Below are 21,888 nucleotides of genomic sequence, written 5' to 3' on the forward strand. Positions count from 1 at the left end.
GTCGGCGGCGGCGTTCTCGGGCCAGCCGAGGTCACGCCTTGAGTCCCGTTTGCCCGGGGGACTGTAAATCTCGCTTGGTGAGCTGGCGAAGGCGGCTGTGGGCTGCGGCGATGCAGCACGCTGGGCGCCCTCGCCCGGGCTATGACGGGTCAAGACTCCGACGCAATCGAGACGAGCCCCAGCGTCAGGATCGCCGCGCACACCATGCCGGCGATCGCAAACGCGAGCCGGTAGGGATGCCGCTCGACCCACGACACCAGGCCCGGATACTCCTTGGCGAGCTCGTTGGCGTTGACGACGCGGCCGGGGCCGCTGCACGGCACGCCGAGCGCGCTCACCAACCGATGGATGTCCTCGCGTGTAGTTGGCGGTGTGCACCCTGACGAGGACGCTGCGGTGCGCGTCGAGCACGAAAAGGGTGTCGCCTGGCGACCCCGCGGCGCGATGATGGTCGCGCGCACTGCCTCCACGGCGCGCGATCGTGACCGGCGCCGCCGGAAGACCGGCCCGCGCACGACGATTTCGTGCGGGGTCAGGATGATCCGGGACCGGATCTGGTACGAGACTCCCAGGGCGATTGAACAGCACGCCCGTGATCCAGGCGAACGCCGTCGGTGCACGGCCGATCAAGATGGCGGCGACCATACCCACGGCACACACCGCGACGACGGTCAGCGTGATCAGCCCCTTCCGGGCATTCGGCCGCAATACAAGGTCACCCTGAATGTGACGCACGCGAAAATCGCCCCTTTTTCGGTTCGCTGAGCGATCTCGCCTCATCGGCGGTGGTGCATCGATCACGCGGGACCGGCCGGGAGTCAGACCTCCTAGCCCCGGGGTGATGTCAGCGGAGGTGACGACAGCGCTCGGTAACTACAGCCCACACAGCGAGCACCATCCAACCTCGGCGGACGGCCCAAGGTGACGAGGGGTTATTCTCCCGAAAAAAGCGGAAGGTCGGCGGTTCACCCCTGCCGGCGGACGGTCGCAGCCTTGCTCTCCGAGACACTGGCATCAAGAAGCACGTGGACGGCACGTCCTGATGGAAGTCGCATCCCCGATCCCGTCGGCAGAGCACGGGCATGCTCAGGCTCGGTAGGCTCTAGGTGAGAGAGAGGAGGCTTGCGATGACCGCACAGCCGCAGGACTACCGGCCAGGCAGCGCGCCGATGCCGGGCAAGAACCTGCGTGACATCCGGGCTGCCCTCGTCGTACCGCAGGACCGCCAAGCGTTCGACGCCGGGCTCAAGACCGTGCTCGACGAGGTCCGTGTCAGCCTGGATCTGGGCGTCCTGAACGACTTCGTACACCGCTGGTGGATCTCGGCCTGCGACTCGCTGAAAGACCCGGAGGGGCGCAGGCAGATGCATGCCCTGGCCGAACAGATCCGCTCTGGGGAGACGGTCCCGCAGGGTCGGCCATGGCGGGAGATCCTCGCCGAACGAGAGGCCGAGCGGTAGTTGTACCAGCTCACCACCACCCCGATAGCAGAAGAGCAGATCTCCGCCCTTCCCGGCCAAGCCCTCGGCCCCCTGGCCGAGTTGTTCGCCCTGCTGGAAACCGCTCCCTGGAGCGGACAACCGTTCGACACCTCCAATCCGAGAGCCAACATGCTCACGCACGCGTTCGGAGAGCGGGGCTTCGCTACTTACGTGGTCCTGGAAGAGCAACGCGAGGTGTACGTGATCCGCGTGGCGTGGCTCTGATCGGAATCGACCTATCACGGGCGATCCGGCCGGTGGCGCGGCGTAGCTCACTGGGAGACGCACTTCTCCGCATCCTTCTGCATTTCGGCGTCGCTCTTGGTTTGCTTGATCTGGTCCATGGTCTTCTTGCCGTCGACGTACTGCTTGAGATCTTCCTTGTTTGCGCTATTCATCATGAGGTCGGCCATGCAGTCATAAGCCTTCTGCGGTAGCCCCTGAAACTCTTTCTCAGTCTTCACCTTGGCAATGAAGTCTTCCTTTGTGACGTCGCCACCGCCACATCCGGTGGCCAGCCCAGCGACCACCACGAGGCAAATGAGACCCGTGCGGGTGAACTTCATCAGCGGTATTACTCCTGACTAGGCGTGGCATCGGCGATCCAAGCGCGGATCGCGATCTTGATCACGAGATGACTGTCCGAGGAACAGATCGGCGCGCAACTCGGTGTCGACACCAATACCGCACCGCCCCGCTACGTGCCCTCAACGCAACGGGCTGTGAGGGGTTGGCCCCAATTTGGGGCGACCACCCGGATGCCCCTAGGGCGTTTCAGCTCGCCCAGAAGAACAAACGCACGCATTGCGCGTGAACGCGGCACGCAACGCCGCCCACGCAGCGCGACAGGCTGCGTCGGCCGCTGCGCGGGAACGCCCCGGAGTACCGGGACGGACAAACCGCGCCGGCCCGCCCCGGTCGGTCACGGGTCTCGTGGATGGGCGTGGGGCCATCGGGGCTCTCCGCGGTGCGGGGATCGTCCGCCTCGTCCGGTGCCGCCCCATCGTCGGGCTTCGCGGTGACAAGGTCCCGTTCACGGATGAAGAACACCGCGACGACGATGCTGATCAGCGAAAGGGCGGCGGTCGTCAGCATGACCAAGGAGGTGCCCGAAGAGATCGCCCTCTCCATCGCCTGCTGCACCTCGGTCTCGAACCCGGGCGGCGTCGCCGCCTTCAACCGGTCCAGGTCGACCTGTGCGGCAGCGTCCGCGACGGCGTCCCGGCCGTCCTCCGGCAAGGCGGAATCGGCGGTGACCAAGGCTCCGATCCGCTCCTTGAACACGACGCCGAGGCCGGCGGAGCCCACGCCGACGCCGATCATGAACGTGGTCATGATCGTGCCCGACGCCATGCCGGCCTTTTCCTTCGCCACCACGTTCATCGCGGTGGACAGGGTCGGCATGCCCGCCGCGCCACCCCCGAGGCCCCAGAGCGCCATCGGTGGCACCAGGGACCATGCGCCCGCTCCCGGTTCGAACACCTGGGCCATCCAGGCGGCCGACACGCCCTTGACGGCGTAGCCGGCCACGATGATCTGGGAAGCGGTGAACTTCGCCCGGAGTTTGGCTGCGCCGATGCCACCCGCGGTCTGCGCGATGAATACCGGCAGCAGGAGCAGACCGCTTTCCATCGGGGACATGCCCAGGGCGGCCTGGAAGTAGAGCATGAAGTAGACGGCGCCGCCGATGCTGACGAGCCTGGACACGACCGCGATGACGTTGATGGCCGCGAACGTGGGGATCCGGAACAGCGACAGGTCGACGATCGGCGCGGCCGCCCGCTTCTCCACCGCCAGGAAGGCCACCAGCAGCACGGCGCCCACGGCGAACTGGAGCCCCGTGGCGGCGCTTCTCTGGTCCTCACCCCTGATCAGGGCGAAGTTGAGCAGGCCGAGCGAGACGATCAGCAGCGCCGCGCCGGACCAGTCGATCCGCCCGGACCTCGCCGGGTCCGGCCGGTACGCCGGCATGAAGGCGAGCGCGATGATCAATGCCAAGACGCCGATCGGGACATTGATCAGGAACATCCAGCGCCAGTTCAGCGTGACCAGCCCCGCCGAACACGGGGGCGATCGCGCCGGCCACCTGGAGCACCGTCCCGAAGATCGCGATGGCCATGGTGCGTTTCGGCCCCTCGTAGGCCGCGACGATGAGCGGAAGCGAATTGGCCATCACCATCGCGGCACCGACGCCCTGGAGTCCGCGCGCCATGTCGAGGAGGGCCACACTCTGCGCGAGGCCGCAGAGCACCGACGCCACCGTGAACACGGCGATGCCGATGACGTAGATCCGTCTCCGTCCCAGCCGGTCGGACAGCGTGCCGGCCGTCTGCGTGCACGCGGCCATGGTCAGCGCGTAGGCCGCGACGATCCACTGCACTCCGGCCAGCGAACCGCCGAGATCCCGCTGCACCTCGGGCAGGCCCACACTGACGATCGTTATGTCGATGAGGAGGAGCGCCTGCGCGACGATGACCGCCGCCAGCGTCATCCGCGCACGGCCGGCCGCGGTCAGATTCATCCGGTTCCCCGGGAGTTCAGGACGTTAGGTTTGCCTAAGTTAGGTTGGCCCTCCATAAATGTCAACACCCCATGAAGTTCAAGCCATCTGGCTACGCTGGCGGCGATGAGCGAGAAGCCGAGCAAGCCGCGCCGCCGTCCGGCCACCCGCAAGGGCCGGCCCACCCTGACCCGGGAACTGATCGCCGAGAGGGCACTGCACCTGGCCGGCGCCGAGGGCTTCCCCGCGGTCACCATGCGCCGGCTGGCCGAGGAGCTCGGCGTCACGGTGCGGGCGCTGTACAACTACGTGGCCGATCGGCAGGAGGTCGTCGACCTCGCCGCCCGGCTACTACTGGCCCAGTGGGAACTGCCCGAACTCGACCCCGAGCGCTGGGAGGACAGCGTCCGCGCCTACTGCGCGCAGCTCCGCGGGCTCTACCGCCGCTACCCCAGGGCCCTCCTGGTCTCGCTCGACGAGCGGGTCCGCCCGACCGGGGTCCACCCCAACCGGCTCGCCAACCCTGAAGCCTTCCTCGGCCTGCTCCGCGGCATCGGGCTCACCCCGCACGATGCGTTGCGCGTGCACAGCGAGCTGGGACTGAAGCTGTTCGCCTTCACCCTGCTCGTCGACCACCCCACCGACCGCGCCCCGGACGGGCCCGGCCCCCTCGACGCCGCCCCCGTCCCCGCGGCGTGGCCGGCCGCCCACCCGGAGCTGCACCTCCCGTACTTGAGCGAGGCGGTGCACCTTCCCAAGCCGACCCCGGACGAGTTGTTCGACTACCTCGTGGACACCCTCGTCCTCAGCATCCGCGAGCGGCTACCGGCCACTCACGCTGGTGTCAGGCGCCAGAAGCCGTAGGGGTTGAAGAAGAAGTCGTCGTCCTCGTAGCGCTCACATGGCCGTCGGCTGAGAATCCATCGGGGAGCGTCTTCGTCGAGCCGGAAACCCTCACCGTCCTGCATCTCCTGGGCGCGTTCTTCGGTCAGCAGGTAGAGGGCCAACGCGTCGATGAGGTCCGCGAGGTCCTCGGGATCGGGGTCGCCGGACGCTTCGATCTCGATGTCGGGCACGCCGAGCAGGTGCATGCCGCAACTGAAGTACAGGCCGTGGCCATCCGCGATCGGTCTCTTGACCCACGCGCGATACAACGGCACAACGGACTTCTCCGCGTCGCCGGCGAGTTCCAGCCAGCGCTCCCTGCCGTGCGTGAGCCCGCTGCTCTCGTTCTTCACGGCCGTGGCGCCGGAGCGAAGCAGCGTCGCCGTGAGGCCGAGGGTCCACCGGGCGACGTCCATGGCCACGAAGGGGAAGATCGGACGGGACAGCAGATAGACGACCGTGTCGTGCGACTCGACCGCCGACCAGTCCGCCTCGGTGAAGGACGCCGCCGCCAGGCTCGCCGCGAAGGCGTCCGGCATCCGCGGGTCGCGCACATCCTCCGAATACTCCTGGTCGACCTCGAAACCCGCGTCCGTGGCGGCCTGCTCGACCGCGTGGAGATCCAGGCCGGAGCCGAGCACGCAGAGGACGTGGCGCGGGGTCACCGCGTACGCCGGAAGATCGTCGATCATGCTTGCGCAGGCTACGCCACCCCGGACCGGGATGACAGCCCTCGGGTGACGGCCCGGCGCCGTCGGGCACGGTCGCGGGGCCCGGTGGCGCGGTGGGGCGGCTCAGCGCCGGCCGAGCGTGACATCGCACCGCACGAGGTCGTCTCCATCGGAGATCACGTGGAGGCTCTCGTGCTCCGGCGGGAGGACGCCGACGGCCGGCTCATCCTGTCCATGACTTTCTCCCGCTCCTGAAAGGGGGATTCCCGTGGCCTGTGGGCGTACTGGTGCGGGTTGCGGGGCGGCTGCGCGCGCCAAGCTTGCGGGGGACGTCAAGGGTGATGTGGCCGGGGAGGACGGACGGGATGACCGATGGAGGCGCCATCGTGCGGCGGTTGCTGATGTTCGTGGACGCGACCGGGTACGGCCGCAGCGTCGGGAGGCGGCAGGAGGCGATCCAGAACGGGCTCGTCAAGGTGCTCGACGAGGCCGCGGCACGGACCGGGTTGCGGCGTGCGGAATGGGCGCGGCAGCCGGCGGGCGACGGCGAGCTGTCGGTGCTGCCGCCGGACGAGCCCGAGGACCGGGTGGTCGAGTCGTTCCCGCAGGAGCTGGCCGCCGCGCTGCGCCGGCACAACCGCGACCTCCGGGACGAGGCGAAGCTGCGGCTCCGGCTGGCGGTCCACTACGGCCCCGCGCGGCCCGCGGTCAACGGGCACACCGGCGCGGGCCCGGTCACGGTCAGCAGGCTGTGCGACAGCGAGCCGCTCCGGGCGGCCCTCGCGCGGTCGGGCGCGGACCTGGCGGTCGTCTTCTCCCGGCAGATCTTCAACGACACGATCCTGCAGGAGCACACCGATCTGGAGCCGGGTCGGCTGCGCAAGGTGCGGGTGCTGGTCAAGGAGTTCGACGAGGAGGCGTGGATCTGGATCCCGGGCCACGATTCGAGCGCCTTCCCGGCCGCCGATCCCGCGCTGGAGGCGGGCCGGCCCGCGCGGGGGGACGGCTTTCACCGCGGGGTGACGATCGACGCCCGTTCGATCGCGCCGGAGTGAATGGCCATAGGCGCATCAATGCGTATTTGACGCGCTGATCTTCTGGAACACTGGCTCGCGCACGTTCCCAGAGATGATTTCCCCCGTCACTGGCGGCATTTCGGACAGAATTGACATTCTGCCTGCTGCTTGGCGAAGTGCGCATAAGGAATTCGATGAGCCGGTCGACCTATAAGAACACATCGCCTCGCTGGGACGGCCGGGGCAAGCCGGTCATCGCCGCCGTCCTCGTCCTGGCGCTCGTCACCTGGGGCGCGTGCAGCGTGTTCTCGGGCGGTGACGACGAGCGGCGCGCTCCGGCGGTGTCGTTCGAGATCTCCTACGCCGGCGCGGCCGCCCGGCTGGACGGGCTCGCCCCCCAGGACGCCGAGGAGCAGCTCCGCGACTGGGCCAGGTTCGCGCTGGCGGCGCATCTGAAGCTGGACACCGCGCGCTTCCGCGACGCGTCCTACGACACGCTGCCCGTGCGCGACGCCTACTTCGCCGATCTCGCCGAGCAGCCCACCGGTCCCGGCCGGGCGCTGTACGACGGCGCCGGCGTGCTGCACCTGCTGGTGCCGGACGGCGATCCCCGCGCGTCCCGGACGATCGGCCTCCTCATCGACGAGCACCGCGCCGACGCGGGCTCGGACCCGCCGTCGGTCCGCGTGCACCGCTACCGGATCCGGCCCGAGGCGCGGACGATCCAGATCAGTTCCGGACGGCCGGAGCCGACGGCGCGGGTGCGCTCGGCGCACGGGTACGTCACGGCGCGCGTCGACACGGCCGAGGGCCTGAAGGGCTTCCTGGCGCGGACCCGGCACCTGTCCTGGCTGGAGAGGCGCGGGCAGGAGATCCACGCGGGCGGCTGGAACTGGAAGGACGGCTCCGCGCCGCCGCTGGACACCGAGGACGTCGGGGCGATCCAGCGCGGCTACCTGGCCTCGTCCGGGCGGCTTCCGGGCTTCTCCCTCGATCCGGCGCCACTGCGGACGGCGGCGGACGTCCGCGCCGCGCTGCCCGGCGTGGACGCACGGCTGGCCGACGCCCTCGCCACCGGGAACTGGACCGGCTCGCAATTCCGGTCGCCCGGCGATCTGGTCACCGCGGTCAAGGGGGCGCTTTTCCAGAACCAGGCGGCGGGCGGGCTGCCTTCGGACCGTACGCAACTGTGGGCCCTGCTACAGCTGGCCCAGCGGCAGCCCGCCTACAGCAGGGCGCGGTACGACGGCGGGCTGCAAGGCAGCGAAGTCGGAATGACCCTTTTCTACACCGATTACGTTGCCAAGCATTGGGTGTCGGGAGCGGGAGAAGGCGTTCCGGCGAAGGCCGTCGCCGGATTCGTTCCCGGCTCGGACGCCGCGATCCCGTGGGCCCATTGCGAGGGCGCCAAGGACGCCAAAGCCGAATCCGGGCGGCTGTGGTTCGGGCAGAACGAGCAGGGCTTCGCCTTCGACGGTGATCGGATCAGCATCGGTCCGCGCGCCACCCGGCTGTTCGCCAGGTCCGACAGCGCGTCCGGCGGCGAGGAGGAGACCAGCTACGGCTTCGGCCGCGGGCTGCGCTACTGGGACGTCCATTACCAGGCCGTCGCCGACTACGAGCCGCAGTACCGGCGGCTGGATCAGATCATGCGGTGGAGCGGGGCGGTCGAATGGCTCACCACCAGGCCCGGCGCGCCCCGCCTGCCGCAGCCGGACGACGGCCGGATCCGCTCCGACCTGCGTTTCAAGGACTGGTACGCCCAGCACCGCGAGCTGCGCGAACGCGCACCGATCGCGTTCGCCGACGTGCCGTCCGCGGCGGGCGTGGAGGGCGTCGTCCCGGCACCGTCCAAGACCTACCGGCACTGCGGCCTCCAGCGGATCACCGGCGGTGTCTCGCTGGCCGATCTCGTGCATCGCGGCGCGCCCGAGGCGCCCTCGGGCGTCCCGGCCGAGCTGCGCCGCGCCGGGCCGCACGAGAAGTCCTCCACGTTCGACCGCGCGAGCGGGCAGGGCCGCGTCGAGCAGATCGGGACGGACGCGGAGGGCAAGGTCGTCGACCGCGTGCGCCGCACCCTCTCCCCGGGCGAGGGCGGAAGCTCCGTCGTCGAGACCGAGGCAGGGGGCAGGAAGGTCGCCCCGCTCGGCGAGCTGAAGATCGCGCGGGCCGAGACCGCCGGCCGCCGGGTGGAGGCCGAGGCCTCGGCCGGCCAGGGGCAGGTCACGCAGCGCGCCGAGGTCGAGGGCAAGGAGCTGGGACGGCTGACCGCCCGCGAATCCGACCGGACGGTCACCCTCCAGTGGCGCCCCGGGCCGCTCGACCGGGCCAGAAGGGCCCTGGAGTCGTACCAGCGGCGGTGGGGGTCCGGTCAGCCGCCCGCGCCGGAGGGCGTGCTGTACGGCGCGAAGGGCGACGGCGGCCGGGAGGTGTTCAAGGTCGGCGAGCGGGACTGGCTCTCGATCACCGACGGGGTGGCGCCGCCGGGCGACGAGCCGGCCTTCCGGCTGGGCGCGCCGAAGCCGGACGACGGCACGCCCCGGTTCGCGACCGCCGGATTCGTCCCGCCGGCGAAGGGGGTGGCCGGGGGCGCCGCGTCGAACCGGGGCCCTCCGGGCTGGACGGCGATCACGCCGGCGACGCCCGGCCGTCCGGCCCGGGCCGTGCCCGCCGCGCCGCCGGGCCCGGACGCGCAGCCGATCCGCGTGGAGACGCCCGACGGGAGGTCGACCACCGTCTACGCCACCTCGGGGGGCCTGCTGGTGGCGTCCGGCGACCCCATCGCGGGGCCCGCCGGGTCGGCCGAAGGGGCGGCCCTGGCGCGCGACTTCCCGCGCGTCGACCAGGCGCGGCGCGAGGCGGCCCAGGCCCGGGACGGGCTGTACCGCGGGATCGCGCTCGGCCCGGACGCGGTCGCCCTGGCCGGCGCCGACAAGGTGATCCTCGCCCCGAACGACCATTCGTACGCCGGTCGGGTGCTGCAGGCGCTCGGGGACGACCTGGCCAAGATGGTGCCGCTCATCCGGGTCGAGCAGGGCCGTCCGCTGCACGTGAGCAGGAACCGCCTGTCGGCCTCCGACAGGGCGGAGCGCGCGGAGATGCGGCTCGACGAGGTCCCGCTGTCGGGCGACAAGGACGTCTACGTGCACGAGAAGCTGCGGGCCCAGGTCTTCGTCGACGGCCCCGTCGTCCGCGACCCGCTGCCGCACGACGAGAAGGTCATCGTCGTGGAGGCCCTGATCGTGCCCGCTCCCGATGCCGAGGTCTCCAACGCGGCGCCCGACGTCTACGCGCACGACGGCTCGGACTGGCTGCTGGTCAAGAGCAGGCCGGGCACCGGGCAGCTGGTCGGTCCCGGTCCCACGTCCACGCCGACGTCCACCGCGTCCGCCGCGCCCCCGGGAGGCGCGCCGTGGCCGGGCGCGAGGCCCGGCCGGCACGTTCTCCTCGTCTGCCCGGCCGACGGCGCGGACGGCACCGTCTGCGACGAGTGAGGGGGAAGATGCGGATCGAAGCGGGCAGCCCGGTCGGGCAGGCCGTCCTGCGCGGCCGGCGCTGCTTCGCGAGCGGCGACGTGCGGGGCGGCGACGAAGCCTACCGCCAGGCCGTGCGGTCCGCCGGCGCCGACGCCCGGCTCGGGTCGGAGCTTCGGGAAGACCATGTGACGCGGCTGATGGCGTGCCGCGAGTTCGGGCTGGCCGCGGCGCGCTGCGAGGAGTACGTGAACGGCGCGCGGCCAGGGCCGGTCCCGCTCCGGGTGCTCCGAGCGGAGATCCATTCCGCGGTCGGTGACCATCGGAGGGCCGCCGCCGAGGCCGAGGCCGTCCGCACCGCCGGGGCCGGCCCGCTCTCTCCCGAGGAGGACGCGCGGCTGCACCGCGTGCAGGGCCTCGCCGCGGCCGACCTGGACGATCACGGCCTGGCCGGACTCCACCTGCTCAAGGCGCGTTCGCTGCTCGACGACCCGGAACGCGCGGCGCGCATCGACGACGATCTCCGCCACCTCGCCGCCCGCGCCGACCACGACGCCGCGGCGGACGAGGCGGTCCGGCACGCGCTCTCCGGCGATCCGCCGGAGACCGTGGCGGAGCATCTCCGGTTGGCGACCGACCTGCGCCGGCAGGCCCGCTACCAGGAGGCCATCGCGGTGCTGATCCGCTGCCTGGCGCGTTCCGAGATCGCGCCCGGGTTCCGCTGGCCCGTGATGCACGAGCTGGCCCAGCTGGTGCGGGCGGTGGGCCAGGGCAGGGCCTTCGAGCGGCTCCGCCCACTGGTCGAGGACGCGGCGCGGGAATGGGCCGAGCCCGCGGAGGCGAGCGAAGAGGCGGCGCGTCTCTTCGGCGCCGAGAGCCCCGGCGAGGTGCGGTCGACCCGGTTCACCGTGCGAATCGCGCACGCCCGCGCGTTCATCGGTGACGAACGGCTCGACCAGGCCGAACGGCTGCTGGTCGAGCTCCGCGACCGGGCGTCCACGCCGCGCGAGGTCTCCCTCTGGCATCTGGCCGCCGGCGAGCTGGAGTTCACCCGGAGCCTGACCGCCTTCGGCGGGAACTCCTTCCTCGACGACGCCCTGGGCCACCTGGCGCGGGCCGTCCAGCACGCCTCGGCGGTCTCGCTCGCGGACGTGCGGATCCGCGCGCTGCGCCTGCTCGGCCGGGCCTTCGCCGAGGTCGGCACGGCCGCGGCCGACGACCGCTGCGTGGAGTGCTGGGCCGAGGCGCACCGGCTGGAGGAACAGCACATCGCCGCGCGCCAGGTCACCGACCGGCTGCGCGTGGAGATGCTGCACACGGTCCTGGACGAGCACGACGAGCGGGTGCGCGTCGCCGACCAGGCCGTGGACGCGCACGGCGGCGAGCGGGCCGCGGTGCTCGCCGTCGCCATGGAGGCCGCGCGCGGGGCGGCGATCCTGGGCCGGATCCTGCCCGGCGGGGCGGAGGCCGTGCGCGATCTTCCCGGGCCGAGCGATGTGCGCGGCGCGTGGCGGTGGCTGAAGGGCATCACCGCCGACCTGCCCCGGACCCGCGCGGCCTGGCTGATCCACTGCACTCCGGACCACGTCCACCACGCCGTCGTGGGCCGGGGGCTGCTCGTCCAGGCCCGGGTGGCCTGCGACCGGCGGGAGCTGGCCGCGGCGGTCGAGGCGCTGAGCGCGTGCTGGGCCGACGAGTCGCTGCTCGAACTGCTGGTGGCGAGCGGGGATTTCGACGAGCAGCTCGCCCGCGTCACCGCGATGATCAGGCCTGCGGCGGTGCTGGACGCCCTGCCGCCGCGCGTCCGGCGGATCGCCCTGGTCTCCGGGGGCGTGCTGGCGGACGTCCCGTTCGGGGCGATGCGGCCCGGCGGGGAAGGGGAGCCGCTCGGCCTCCGGTTCGCCCTGTCCGACCTGCCCTGCCTGTCCGCGCGGCTGCCGCTCCACCTGCGTTCGCGGCGGCTGCGCGGCGACGAGCGGCACCTGATCCGGCCGCCCGGGGAAGGGCTCCCAGGACGCGGCGGGGACGCCACACCCGCCGGGGTCCGGGCCGCCTTCGCCGCGAACCGGTACCGGCTGGTCCGCATCGACGCGCACGGCGAGTACGGGCACCGGGACGCCGACGACTCCTACCTGCGGCTCATGCCGGAAGGGCCGGACGGCCACCTGCGCGCCCGCGACCTGCGTGACATGGACCTGGGCGGCTGCGGGACCCTCGTCCTGGGCGCCTGCGAATCCGGAATGGCCGGGCGCGTCGGACGGGACGAGCGGCTCGGCTTCGTCCGGGCGGGCCTGACCGCGGGCGCCGCGTCGGTGATCGCGGCCAGGTGGAAGGCGCCCGCGGTCGTGGCGATGCCGCTGCTCGACCGCTTCGAGGCCTACCTGCGCCACCTGCCGCGCGACGTCGCGCTGCAACGGGCCCAACGGGACTTCTGCGAGGGCGCACTCGGCGTCCCGGAAGATCTGCGCCTCCCCGGGCATCCGGCCAGGTGGGCGTGCTGGACGCTCTACGGCGACGCCGGTCTGCAGACCGGCGCGGGCCTGGTGCGCCGCAAGCTACGCGAAATCGCCATGAGGGGGGACGATGGGTGAGACAGGCCGTCCGCGGGTCTTCCTATGCCACGCCGCGGCCGACCATGCGGCGGCCGTGCGGCTCGGCCGCGATCTGGCGGGCCACGGCATCGGCGTCATCAGCCACGAGCACAACATCGGGCCAGGCGAGAACATCGTGCTCGCCACCAACCGGGCCCTCACCCAGTCCGACTACTTCGTGCTCCTCTGGTCGCACGCCACCGAGGACCTGCCGTGGATCGACGAGGTGTGGACCGCCGCGTTCGCCCGCGGGCAGAACGAGCAACGGCGCTTCCTGTTCGTCCTGCGGCTGGACCGCACTCCCCCGCCGGTGCTGCTGGCGGCGCGGCCGCACCTGGACGCCTTCGCCGGCTGGGACGAGGCCGTCGCCGAGCTCGTCGCCACCTGGAACCGCGACCGCGTCCTCGGCCATCCCGTGCTGCCCGCGCCCTTCCCGTCCCACGGCGAAGGGCCCACGATCGCCGTCTACGTGCGCAACCGGGCCCTGGAGGTCGCGCATGTCGTGCGGGTGCCGGAGCGGACGACGGCGCAGGACGCCTTCGACCGGGTGCGCTCCCAGCTGGCGCTGCCCGGCAAGGCCGAGGTGTTCGGCAAGGTCGGGATGGACCTCGGCTACCGCCTCATGCGGAACGGGACGCCGCTTCCCGACAAACCGCTCGACGAGCTCGGCGTCACCGACGGCAGCGTGCTCGATCTCGAGATAACGATCAAACCGTTCGGACTGGGCGACACCGCCACTTCGGTGATCTACCTTTCCGTCGAACCGGCGGACGTCCTTCCGCCCGCCCTGCTCCGCATGCTGACCAACGCCGCTTTCGGCCATCTGAAGCCCTGGCGCTGACCGGCGAACACGCTCCCACGGCACGCTCCTGTGCACCATAATGATGGTTATCACCAACGTGTGAGGGAGTGCTAAGTGGCGCAACCCCAGATCAGGCGCGGGCCCAAGGTCGCCGAGGCGATCGCGCAGGACATCGTGCGCAAGATCGGCGCCGAGGGCCTGGCGCCCGGCACCCCGCTGCCGTCCGAGGCGCAGATGCTGGCCGACTACGGCGTCGGGCGCGGTTCGCTGCGGGAGGCGCTGCGCATCCTGGAGGTGCACGGCCTGATCTCGATCAAGCCGGGGCCGCGCGGCGGGCCGATCGTGGCGGAGGTCAGCCCCGCCGCCTTCGGCCAGATGGCGTCGCTGTACTTCCAGGCCGGCCGGATCACCTTCCGGGAGCTGATCGAGGCCCGCCTGGTGATGGAGCCGGTGATGGCGCGGCTGGCGGCGCAGCGCCGCGACCCCGAGCAGACGGCCCTGCTCGCCCGGATCGCCGACGGCACCCCGCTGGACGACGACCAGGGCTACTACGGCCACAGCGGCGACTTCCACCGGCTGGTCGCGTCGATGTCGGGGAACGGGATGCTCAATCTCTTCAGCGGGTCCCTGGGCCACATCTTCCACGACCGGGTGAGCGGCCTGCTGTTCCCCAAGGCCCGCCGCGCCAAGGTCCGGGACGTGCACGCGGAGATCGCCAAGGCCATCGCCGCGGGCGACGCCGACGCGGCCGAGTCGCTCATGCGCGAGCACATGGAGGAGTACGCCGCCTTCGTCAAGCGCCGCCAGCCCGCCCTGATGAACGAGGTCGTCGGCTGGCACTAACCTCGCGGGTCAGCGGGTAGTTGACGGAGAAGAAGGGCCCGGCGGCCCGCCGGGCACGATGGTCCGCGAGGTTTCGGGAGGCGACCATGGCGACCATCTCCGAAGTCGGCACCGACATCTACCGCGTGAACCTGTCGTTCGAGCCGGATTTCGACGTCAGCTGCTTCGTCATCCGGGACGAGGCGCCCACGCTCGTCGAGACCGGCTTCCGCAAGGCCTACCAGGACACCTACGACGCCGTGCGCCGCCTGATCGACCCGGAGTCGCTGCGCTACATCGTGATCCCGCACCGGGAGGGCGACGAGGCGGGGGCGCTGGAGCCGTTCCTCGGCCAGTCCAGGCACGCGGTGGCGGTGGGCGGCGCGGCGTCCGACCTGGGCGACGCCGGCGACCGCGAGCCGCTCGTCCTGGACGATGACGAAGAGCTCGACCTGGGCGAGCACCGGCTGCGCGCGCTGATGACCCCGTACGTGCACACCGCGGACAGCATGCTGGCCTACGACGAGAGCACGGGCACGCTCTTCGCCTCCGACGTCTTCGCGACGCTGACCCTGCAGGGCCTTCCTGTGACGGACGACGACGACTCCGAGGCGATGCTGGGGCTCTACGAATGGATCGGGATCTTCCCGTCCAAGCCCCACCTGGACGCCGCGCTCGACAAGATCGAGGCGCTCGCGCCCCGGACGCTGGCGTGCCACCACGGCAGCGTCAAGGGCGGCCGGGTCGAGCCCTACCTGCGCACGCTGCGCGAGCACGACGTCACCGGCCTCACCGACTGGAACCCGATGCGCGAATAGGGTTTCACGCCTCGATGAAGGCGAGGAGCCGGCGCGCCCTTTCCTCGCCCACGGCCTCGTGCAGAGCCTCTTCGAGATTCACCTCCTCGATATCGGCCGCGAAGACGAAAAAGCCTTCGCCCACCGGGAAGTGACGCGTCCAGTCAAGGGCGTTGAGCCGCTGGGCCGCCCGGCTCATCAACGCTCTCAGACGGTCCTCGTCCAACCGGATCTGGTCGAGCAGCCCGGCGAGTTCGAACAGTTCCGGGTGCCGCTCCTCGTCCAGGTCGATCTCGTGGAAGGTGCGGTCGTTCAGCATTCCCTTGATCCCGGCGTCGCCTTCGCCCACCGGGAAGATCGAAAACGGCGGTAGCACGCTGAACTGCCCGGGCGAGTATTGCAGCCAGAGACAAGCAGGCGGCACCGGCGGTTCGGCAGCGTCCGGCAGCGCCTCGACGAAGCGATCGAGGAAGGCCCGCTCGGCCTCGTCGAGCGTCAGACCAGGAGGCCATTTCCGGTAGATGGTCACCGCGGCCTGTGTCAGCCGGCTGATGTCACCATGCTCGTCGTGATGAACGAGGACCTGCCCGAACGGCCGCAGCCGTTCCGGGCTCTCCCCGTTCTCGTCCTCGATGCGCACCAGCCGGCCGTCCTCGTAGAAATAGCGTGAACGGCCGCACCCGCCTCTCGCCTGATAAACAGTCTCGATCAGCAGGCCGTTCTCGTACGAGAAGGTCTGATGCCGGATCGGGCTCTTTCCCGGCGTGTAGTCATAGAGGGCCAGTTCCGCGATACGGCCTTCGCCGTCCAGGACGCGGAAGCACTCATAAAACCGGCCCTCGAACTCCACCGCCTGCCGTTCCACCCAGGCCCGGCCGTCTCCGTCCAGGCCATAGAAGTAGTGGGCCTCGGCTTCGTCGACCGGTTCGCCGACCCCGAATCGATGGCGCAGCAGGTAGAGCGGCTCGGTCTCGAACGCCTGGTCCGAATACGGAACCCACGCGGTCACCCGGGCCTCGGCCGCCGCCTTCCGTTCCGCGTACTCACCGGCCAGCCACGACATGTCAACCATGCACCCGCTCCCTCCGTTCGCCCTCGTCCGATCATGGCGTACGGGGCCGCGGACCGAAGACGATCTGGGCGCCGAGCTCGGCGGCGCCCTGGGGGGTGAGCAGGTGAACCAACGCAGGGGCCGCGAATCGCCGGTACGGCCAGGCGGAACACATTTCTGTAGTTCCCGAAGGTTTCCCCGCACTTCCCGCCCCATGTGCATTCGATGCGCACACGTGGGAGGTCTTCGGGAAACTGTTGGGGAGCGGTCAGTGCCAGGCGCCGTCAACCCGTTCGACGGCCTTGAAGCTGCCGTCGGCGACGCGGCGCGAGCACTCTTCCCACTCCCGGATCACACGTCGCGAGCCGTCCGGGATGGTGGGCCAGTCCTGCCGGGTGATCGGCTTCCTCGCGTAGATCGGATCCCAAGAGATCGCGTGAAAGGGACCGACCTCGGGGAAGACGGTCTTCAGCACGTGGATCGCCCGGCGGTGGTACCACTTGCACACGGCCGTGATCGCCAGGCCCGCGTCCACCGCCTCACGTAGGAACGCAAGCGCGAACTCGACGTTCTGCAAGGTGTTGGCGGACCGGTCCTCGATCCGGATGACATCCTCGGGCACGCCGCGTTCGGTGAGGAGTTGGCGGAACACCTGGCCCTCGATGATCCCGTTGTGGCGGTTGACGCCACCGGTCGCGATGATCAGCGGAGCGAGTCCCTGATGGTGCCGCTCGGCGACAATGTCGACCGGCTGGACCTGGTTGGTCCCGAAGACGAAACATGCGGTCGGCTTGCCGTCCGGTGGGGGCGCCTGCGTGTCCACGAACTGGGTGATGCCAGGGATCTGCTCAGGACTGATGTCGACGGTCATCCATGATCCTCGTCAGGGGGCGGTCGGGGCCAGCTCGCGCCCGTCCTGGAGGCTGGATGCCTCCAGGAAGCGGGCGTGGTACTCCGCGGTCTGGCGAGCGTCCACGAAGTTGCTGGCCAGGACCCTATCGAGACGCTTGGCCAGCACCATGGTGGGCCATGCGGGACGGCTGCCGGCCAAGGCGGCATGCCCTGCGGCCACCGCCTGGTCCAGTTGCCGGACCTCGGCGTGGGCGAGCCCGAGGATCAGCAAGGAACGTGCGTAACCGGAAGGGTTCTCGCCCCGTTTGCGCGCCTCAGGCGGGTAAACGGACCTTTTCGGTCAGCGTGTGGGCACGACGGGGGCACGCGATGGGTGCCCCTCCATGCTGCATCCAGCTGCCAGATGATGCTCAGGAGTTGCCAACAACAAGGCGGCCCCGGCCTGGTGCGGACACACCAGGGGACCCGGGGCCTTGGCCGGAAAGAAGGTCCGACCCGTGGCAAATGTTATGCCCCAGACCAACCCGCTCGCCGCACTCGGCGCCTACATGGGCGCGCACGGACTCGCCGTCGACCTGACCGCGCGCGGCCTCAAGGTGACCAACCTGCAGGTCTCCGGATGCTGCGACGAGGTGTCTCACGCGGCGGACATGATCACCTGCCGCAAGCGCAGCGACGACGGCGGTAGGCAGTGGTTCTTCAGCTCGTCCGGGAAGCCGATCACCGAGGTGGAGCGTGTCGCGAACGCCGCACTGATCATCCGCGGCAACCTGTCCGGGCACTCGCCGGCGGAGCGTGGACGGTGAACGCGGTGGCCCCATGCCCGGCGGAGATCTCCCGGGTCGTCACCGAGCTCGCCCGCCGCTTCCCCGGTGTTCGCGCCTGGTGGGGCGCGTCCACGCGCGAGTGGTGGGCGATGTTCCGCGACAGCTCCGGCCGCGACCGTCTGGTGGAGGCCGAAAGCCCGGCCGAACTGTGCCGCCGCGTAGCGGCCGTCCTCACCCCGCCCCGGTTCGCCCGCGGCCACCAGCCCGGCGCGGTGAGGCGCCCGGCGGGTGACGTCCCTCCTCCACGCCGCGCCGCCCCGGCCACCGAGCCCCGGGCGACGCGCGGCCGGCACGAACTGCCCCGGCGCGGTCTGCTGCGCGGGTGGCGCTGACCTTCGACGATTCCTGGAGCCTCGTATGAACGAACCGTCCGGGCTCGTGCCGCTCTCGCGGTTCGGGCCACTGGACAGCCTGCACGGCGCACTCCGCCGCCGCTTCCCGCAGATGGGTGTGGTGAGCGTCGGCGCGCCGACCGAGTCCCTCACCGTCACCTACCGGCGGCGGGGTCCCTGGCGGATCCGCTGGGACGACGGCGACGAGCTGTTCATCTGGTCCTCCGGTCCGCAAAAGGACAAGCCCGTCGGCACCCTCAACCACGTCGAGCGGACCGCCCTGCGCATCGCGCGACCGCTCGGCGTGGCCACTGACGCGCTGCGGTGCTGACGCGCCGCTCGCGGACGCGGCCGGACGGCTCTTAGAAAGACCCTCGCCGTCCGGTCGTGAATGAGAGACACCGCGCGGTCAGAGCTTCCCCGTCCCCCGAGGGCCTGGCCGCGCGGGCCGATGTGAGCGCGTGCCGCGTCGCCCGCCCGGAAGAGTGGGTGGAGTGCGAGCGGCGCGCGGTCGAACTGGCGCGCGGCCGGGTCCTGGACGTGGGATGCGCGGTCGGCCGACATATGCTCGCCATCGCCGAGACATGCCAGGTCGTCGGGATCGACCCGTCGCCGGGCGCGGTGGCCATCGCCCGCGCGCAGGGCCTGGACGCCCGGCTCGGCAGCATCCAGGAGCCCGGCGGGCTCGGTACCTTCGACTCGATCATGCTGCTCGGCGGGAACCTCGGCCTCCTCGCCTCCCGAGAGGAAGCGCCGAAGGTGCTGGACGGCTTCGCCAGGCTCGCCCGCGCGGACGCCAGACTGCTCGCGGTCGGCCACGACCCCTACACCGTCCAGCTCACCGATCACCAGCACTACCACCTGCTCAACCGCCGGCAGGGCCGGCTGCCCGGCCAGGTCCGGATGCGGCTTCGGTACCGCGGCTGGTCCAGCAGTTGGTTCAGCAGGCTGTTGATGTCGTGCGACGAGCTGGCGCGTCTCATAGTCAACAGTGAGGACTGGGTGATGGAGCGCTGCGGCCAGCCCGACGACCTCGGCTTCTACCTGGCCGTCCTGAGGCGAAAGCCCGGCACGGGTCCGGACGGCGTGCTAGGAGGATGACATGAGCCAAGAGACAACGACCTGGGACGCGATCAACGAGCTGAGCCTTCAGGTCGCCGCGCTGCGCGAGGACTTCCGCACGGCCACCGAACAGCCCAAGGCCCGTCATCGCGCCGAGTCGGACCGCCTGACTCCGGAGGCCGTCCGCAACACCAAGTTCGTCACGACCCGGCTCCGCCCCGGGTACTGGGAAGAACAGGTCGACGCCTTCCTCGACCACGTCGAGATCGAGGTGGAGACGCTCACTCGCGAACGCGACGAGGCCCGAGAGGAGAACGCGCGGCTGCGTGCCGAGCTTGACCGTCGGACGGCCTGAACACCGCGACCAGAACGCCCCGCCCGCTCACCGGCGCATTCGAGGGGTCGTCGCAACACCTCGATTTGAGGAGTTGCGACGACCACTTGAATCCGCCGCCCCACTCCTCAGGGAGTCTGCACAGGGCAGCAGCAACATCGTTGGATTCACGGCCGTTGCTACCGGAACCCCCGACCCGGTTCCCACCAGCGGCCACGTACGCTCCCGGGCAACCGGCCAGCGGATACCGCGGGTGGTGGCGTGTGAGCTCGCCGGCTGGACGGGTCTGCTCAGGCGAAGGGCGGCGGACCACTTCCGACCAGCGTGATGACGTCAGACCAGGCCGCCGAACCGCCGAGCGTGACCTGTGCCTCGCGGCCGTCTGGAAGCCTCAGCGTCCGGTCGTGAAGGCCGGTGGCATCGAAGTCACCGATGGTCGCGGTCCCGGACCACTCCCGCTGCTTGGCGCGCAGGTCGACGTAAACCTCGACCTCGGCTCCGTCGCTGCTGATCAGGGTGGCGGGCCCCCGGTAGCGGCTCACGCCTGAGCCGTCTCATCAGGGCCGGCGTGGAGTGTGTTCATGAAGACACACCATAGCGCTCAGGTCGGACGTTCTCCGCGCCACCTATTTGGTGCTGGGTCATGTTCGAGGGAGGAGAACCGCGCCGCCCACAATGCCATCCACGGCGCCCGCGTCCGGGACGGGCGCCGCGCCCACGTGACCACGGTGTCGCGCATGCAGATGTCGAGACTCATGCCTGTTCCTCTAGCGACGGGAGAACTCGGCCCTGACCTTGCTCGACCAGATGAACGGCTGGGCGCCGAGCCAGATCAGCCCCAGGAGCATGAGAGGGGCGATGAGGGGGCCGTTGTGGTCCGAGTCCAGGTCCAGGCCCGACCCTGCCGCCTCGTAGACGGGCACGACCCAGAGCAGGGCCACCAGGCCTTCTGCGAGCACGGCCGCGGTGAGCAGGGCACGGCGGGCGGGCGGGTCCGTCACCCGTCCGGCGAGCGACGGGTTCACCGCGGCGAAGGCGAGCATGAACGCGAGCGTGCTCAGCACCCAGGAGATCTCGAACCCGACGTTGGGCTCGATGACCGGGATGTCGCCGGACGGCCGGCGGTTCCCGTACACGATGAGGGATTCCACGTGAAGGCCGACGAGGATCGCGAACACCAGGGCGAGGACGAGCGTCGGCCTGTGCGGCAGGAACCACAGCCCGCACATGAGGATGAACGCCACGACCACGGGCAGCATCTGAAAGACATCGTCCGAATACACCTCGATGGGAGGCGTCCCGCTGGTCCCCCGCCACGGCCCGGCCAGGAAGGCCAGGAAGGCGAGCGCGGTGCACAGGAGGGCGGCTCTGACGAGGGCTGTTCGGTAGCGCCGGAGCGGGATGTCGCTGGTGGGCGGGTGGAGGAGCGCGGTGCGCGGCGGCCGGTGCGGGATGGGCGGTCCGGCGTCGGCCGCGGTCTCGGCGGTGTTGGCGGTGGGGTCCAGGACGGCGTTGAGCAGGTCGCGGACCTGGTCGGGGGAGAGCCGTTCGTCCGGGTTCTTGCGCAGCATGCCGTTCAGGGCCTGCGCCAGCGGGCCGCCGCACTGGGGCGGGGGCGGCTGCCGGGTGGCGATCGCGACGAAGACGGCTCCGTGGCTGGGCCCGTCGAACGGACGGCGGCCCTCGACCGCCGCGTACAGGGTGGCGGCCAGGGACCACAGGTCCGAGGCCGGGGTGACGGCCTTGCCCTCCACCTGTTCGGGGGACATGTAGGCGGGCGTGCCCAGCACCATGCCCGAACGGGTGATGGTGACATCGCCCTCCAGCGCGGCGATGCCGAAGTCGGTGAGGAGGACCCTGTCCCCTTCGAGGAGCACGTTGGCGGGCTTGACGTCGCGGTGGACGACGCCCTGCGCGTGGGCGGCCGAGAGGGCGTCCAGCATCGCGAGCCCGATCGCGGCGACCTGTCCCTGTGGAAGCGCCTTCTGCTCGGCCAGCAACTGTTCGAGGGAACGGCCGCGAACCAACTCCATGACGATCCAGGGACGGCCGTCCTCACCCATCACCCGGTCATAGACGGTGACGATGCCGGTGTGCCTCAGCCGGGCGGCGGCGCGGGCCTCGCGTTCCATCCGGGCATACCAGACGCGCCGCTCCTGGTCGGTGACCTGTTCGGGCACCCGGAGTTCCTTGACGGCCACCTCGCGGTCGAGATCGACGTCATGGGCGCGCCACACCGAACCCATGCCGCCCTGGCCGATCCGGCCGAGATTCCGGTACCGGCCCGCCAGTACCCCGTCACCGTCCCAACTCATGATCGGGAATCTATCGGTGCGGAACGGCTGGAAGAAAGCGATCCGAACAACTGACAGACATCTGTGTCTGTATGGCC

Annotated in this window: 23 protein-coding genes and 1 pseudogene; 15 read left to right on the forward strand and 9 right to left on the reverse strand. The window is 70.8% G+C overall.

The features are described 5' to 3' along the window. Window positions 1-149 precede the first annotated feature (149 nt). Complete coding sequence (locus ABD340_RS37070) at window positions 150-338, reverse strand: hypothetical protein (protein ID WP_344595521.1); 189 nt, start codon at window positions 336-338, stop codon at window positions 150-152. Between the two features lie 58 nt (window positions 339-396). On the opposite strand from ABD340_RS37070, the gene ABD340_RS37075 reads away from it, so the two are divergent. The 3 genes from ABD340_RS37075 (at window position 397) to ABD340_RS37085 (ending at window position 1,706) form a co-directional block, all read left to right on the forward strand. After that, window positions 397-765 carry a hypothetical protein gene (locus tag ABD340_RS37075; protein ID WP_344595523.1) on the forward strand — a complete coding sequence of 123 codons (369 nt, stop codon included), beginning with the start codon at window positions 397-399 and terminating at the stop codon, window positions 763-765. Window positions 766-1,127: 362 nt separating this feature from the next. Further along, window positions 1,128-1,460 (forward strand): DUF6247 family protein, encoded by a 333-nt coding sequence (locus ABD340_RS37080; RefSeq protein ID WP_344595524.1) that lies wholly within the window; start codon window positions 1,128-1,130, stop codon window positions 1,458-1,460. Then, window positions 1,461-1,706: a hypothetical protein gene (locus tag ABD340_RS37085; RefSeq protein ID WP_344595526.1), complete on the forward strand. Its 246-nt coding sequence runs from the start codon at window positions 1,461-1,463 to the stop codon at window positions 1,704-1,706. A 47-nt stretch (window positions 1,707-1,753) separates the two neighbouring features. Here ABD340_RS37085 and ABD340_RS37090 read toward each other — a convergent pair whose 3' ends face one another. Next, complete coding sequence (locus ABD340_RS37090; RefSeq protein ID WP_344595527.1) at window positions 1,754-2,047, reverse strand: hypothetical protein; 294 nt, start codon at window positions 2,045-2,047, stop codon at window positions 1,754-1,756. A gap of 208 nt (window positions 2,048-2,255) precedes the next feature. Further along, a pseudogene (locus tag ABD340_RS37095) lies at window positions 2,256-4,002 on the reverse strand (MFS transporter). 105 nt (window positions 4,003-4,107) lie between these two features. Between ABD340_RS37095 and ABD340_RS37105 the strand changes: the two are divergent. Further along, entirely contained in the window at window positions 4,108-4,845 is a 738-nt protein-coding gene (locus ABD340_RS37105) for a TetR/AcrR family transcriptional regulator (protein ID WP_344595529.1), read from the forward strand. Here the strand turns inward: ABD340_RS37105 and ABD340_RS37110 are convergent. Then, a complete protein-coding gene (locus tag ABD340_RS37110) occupies window positions 4,815-5,558 on the reverse strand; it encodes a DUF4261 domain-containing protein (protein WP_344595530.1) in 744 nt (247 codons plus the stop codon). The two genes, ABD340_RS37105 and ABD340_RS37110, sit on opposite strands and share 31 nt — an antisense overlap. A 344-nt stretch (window positions 5,559-5,902) precedes the next feature. Between ABD340_RS37110 and ABD340_RS37115 the strand changes: the two genes are divergently transcribed. The 6 genes from ABD340_RS37115 to ABD340_RS37140 all read left to right on the forward strand — a co-directional run bounded on the left by ABD340_RS37115 (window position 5,903) and on the right by ABD340_RS37140 (window position 15,059). Continuing rightward, window positions 5,903-6,592 (forward strand): hypothetical protein, encoded by a 690-nt coding sequence (locus tag ABD340_RS37115; RefSeq protein ID WP_344595532.1) that lies wholly within the window; start codon window positions 5,903-5,905, stop codon window positions 6,590-6,592. A 155-nt stretch (window positions 6,593-6,747) separates the two neighbouring features. Beyond that, entirely contained in the window at window positions 6,748-10,047 is a 3,300-nt protein-coding gene (locus ABD340_RS37120; RefSeq protein ID WP_344595533.1) for a hypothetical protein, read from the forward strand. Between the two features lie 8 nt (window positions 10,048-10,055). After that, entirely contained in the window at window positions 10,056-12,617 is a 2,562-nt protein-coding gene (locus ABD340_RS37125) for a CHAT domain-containing protein (RefSeq protein ID WP_344595534.1), read from the forward strand. Then, window positions 12,610-13,458 carry a toll/interleukin-1 receptor domain-containing protein gene (locus ABD340_RS37130; RefSeq protein WP_344595536.1) on the forward strand — a complete coding sequence of 283 codons (849 nt, stop codon included), beginning with the start codon at window positions 12,610-12,612 and terminating at the stop codon, window positions 13,456-13,458. Before ABD340_RS37125 ends, ABD340_RS37130 begins: the two co-directional genes overlap by 8 nt. A 75-nt stretch (window positions 13,459-13,533) precedes the next feature. Continuing rightward, window positions 13,534-14,262: a FadR/GntR family transcriptional regulator gene (locus ABD340_RS37135; protein WP_344595537.1), complete on the forward strand. Its 729-nt coding sequence runs from the start codon at window positions 13,534-13,536 to the stop codon at window positions 14,260-14,262. Window positions 14,263-14,348: 86 nt separating this feature from the next. Next, window positions 14,349-15,059 carry an oxygen-binding di-iron domain-containing protein gene (locus ABD340_RS37140; RefSeq protein WP_344595538.1) on the forward strand — a complete coding sequence of 237 codons (711 nt, stop codon included), beginning with the start codon at window positions 14,349-14,351 and terminating at the stop codon, window positions 15,057-15,059. A 4-nt stretch (window positions 15,060-15,063) separates the two neighbouring features. Here ABD340_RS37140 and ABD340_RS37145 read toward each other — a convergent pair whose 3' ends face one another. The 3 genes from ABD340_RS37145 to ABD340_RS37155 all read right to left on the reverse strand — a co-directional run bounded on the left by ABD340_RS37145 (window position 15,064) and on the right by ABD340_RS37155 (window position 17,212). After that, on the reverse strand, window positions 15,064-16,101 hold the full coding sequence (locus tag ABD340_RS37145) for a hypothetical protein (RefSeq protein ID WP_344595539.1): 1,038 nt from the start codon (window positions 16,099-16,101) through the stop codon (window positions 15,064-15,066). Between the two features lie 256 nt (window positions 16,102-16,357). Then, window positions 16,358-16,960, reverse strand: a complete 603-nt coding sequence (locus tag ABD340_RS37150) for a YdcF family protein (RefSeq protein ID WP_344595540.1) — start codon at window positions 16,958-16,960, stop codon at window positions 16,358-16,360. Between the two features lie 12 nt (window positions 16,961-16,972). Then, complete coding sequence (locus ABD340_RS37155) at window positions 16,973-17,212, reverse strand: hypothetical protein (protein ID WP_344595541.1); 240 nt, start codon at window positions 17,210-17,212, stop codon at window positions 16,973-16,975. A gap of 226 nt (window positions 17,213-17,438) precedes the next feature. Between ABD340_RS37155 and ABD340_RS37160 the strand changes: the two genes are divergently transcribed. The 5 genes from ABD340_RS37160 to ABD340_RS48190 all read left to right on the forward strand — a co-directional run bounded on the left by ABD340_RS37160 (window position 17,439) and on the right by ABD340_RS48190 (window position 19,517). Further along, a complete protein-coding gene (locus ABD340_RS37160) occupies window positions 17,439-17,747 on the forward strand; it encodes a hypothetical protein (protein WP_344595543.1) in 309 nt (102 codons plus the stop codon). Then, on the forward strand, window positions 17,744-18,100 hold the full coding sequence (locus ABD340_RS37165; protein ID WP_344595545.1) for a hypothetical protein: 357 nt from the start codon (window positions 17,744-17,746) through the stop codon (window positions 18,098-18,100). The genes ABD340_RS37160 and ABD340_RS37165 overlap by 4 nt, the downstream gene beginning before the upstream one ends. Window positions 18,101-18,125: 25 nt before the next feature. Continuing rightward, the gene (locus tag ABD340_RS37170; RefSeq protein ID WP_344595546.1) at window positions 18,126-18,431 is read left to right on the forward strand and encodes a hypothetical protein; all 306 of its coding nucleotides are present in this window, start codon (window positions 18,126-18,128) and stop codon (window positions 18,429-18,431) included. 56 nt (window positions 18,432-18,487) lie between these two features. Further along, window positions 18,488-19,201 carry a class I SAM-dependent methyltransferase gene (locus ABD340_RS37175; protein WP_344595548.1) on the forward strand — a complete coding sequence of 238 codons (714 nt, stop codon included), beginning with the start codon at window positions 18,488-18,490 and terminating at the stop codon, window positions 19,199-19,201. A gap of 127 nt (window positions 19,202-19,328) precedes the next feature. Further along, complete coding sequence (locus ABD340_RS48190; protein WP_425547508.1) at window positions 19,329-19,517, forward strand: DivIVA domain-containing protein; 189 nt, start codon at window positions 19,329-19,331, stop codon at window positions 19,515-19,517. A 269-nt stretch (window positions 19,518-19,786) separates the two neighbouring features. Here the strand turns inward: ABD340_RS48190 and ABD340_RS37185 are convergent, their stop codons facing one another. Further along, window positions 19,787-20,038, reverse strand: a complete 252-nt coding sequence (locus tag ABD340_RS37185) for a DUF4873 domain-containing protein (protein WP_344595550.1) — start codon at window positions 20,036-20,038, stop codon at window positions 19,787-19,789. 225 nt (window positions 20,039-20,263) lie between these two features. After that, window positions 20,264-21,811 carry a serine/threonine-protein kinase gene (locus ABD340_RS37190; protein ID WP_344595552.1) on the reverse strand — a complete coding sequence of 516 codons (1,548 nt, stop codon included), beginning with the start codon at window positions 21,809-21,811 and terminating at the stop codon, window positions 20,264-20,266. Window positions 21,812-21,888 lie beyond the last annotated feature (77 nt).

It is taken from the genome of Actinomadura vinacea (genome assembly GCF_039532545.1).
In the GTDB taxonomy this organism is placed as follows: domain Bacteria; phylum Actinomycetota; class Actinomycetes; order Streptosporangiales; family Streptosporangiaceae; genus Spirillospora; species Spirillospora vinacea.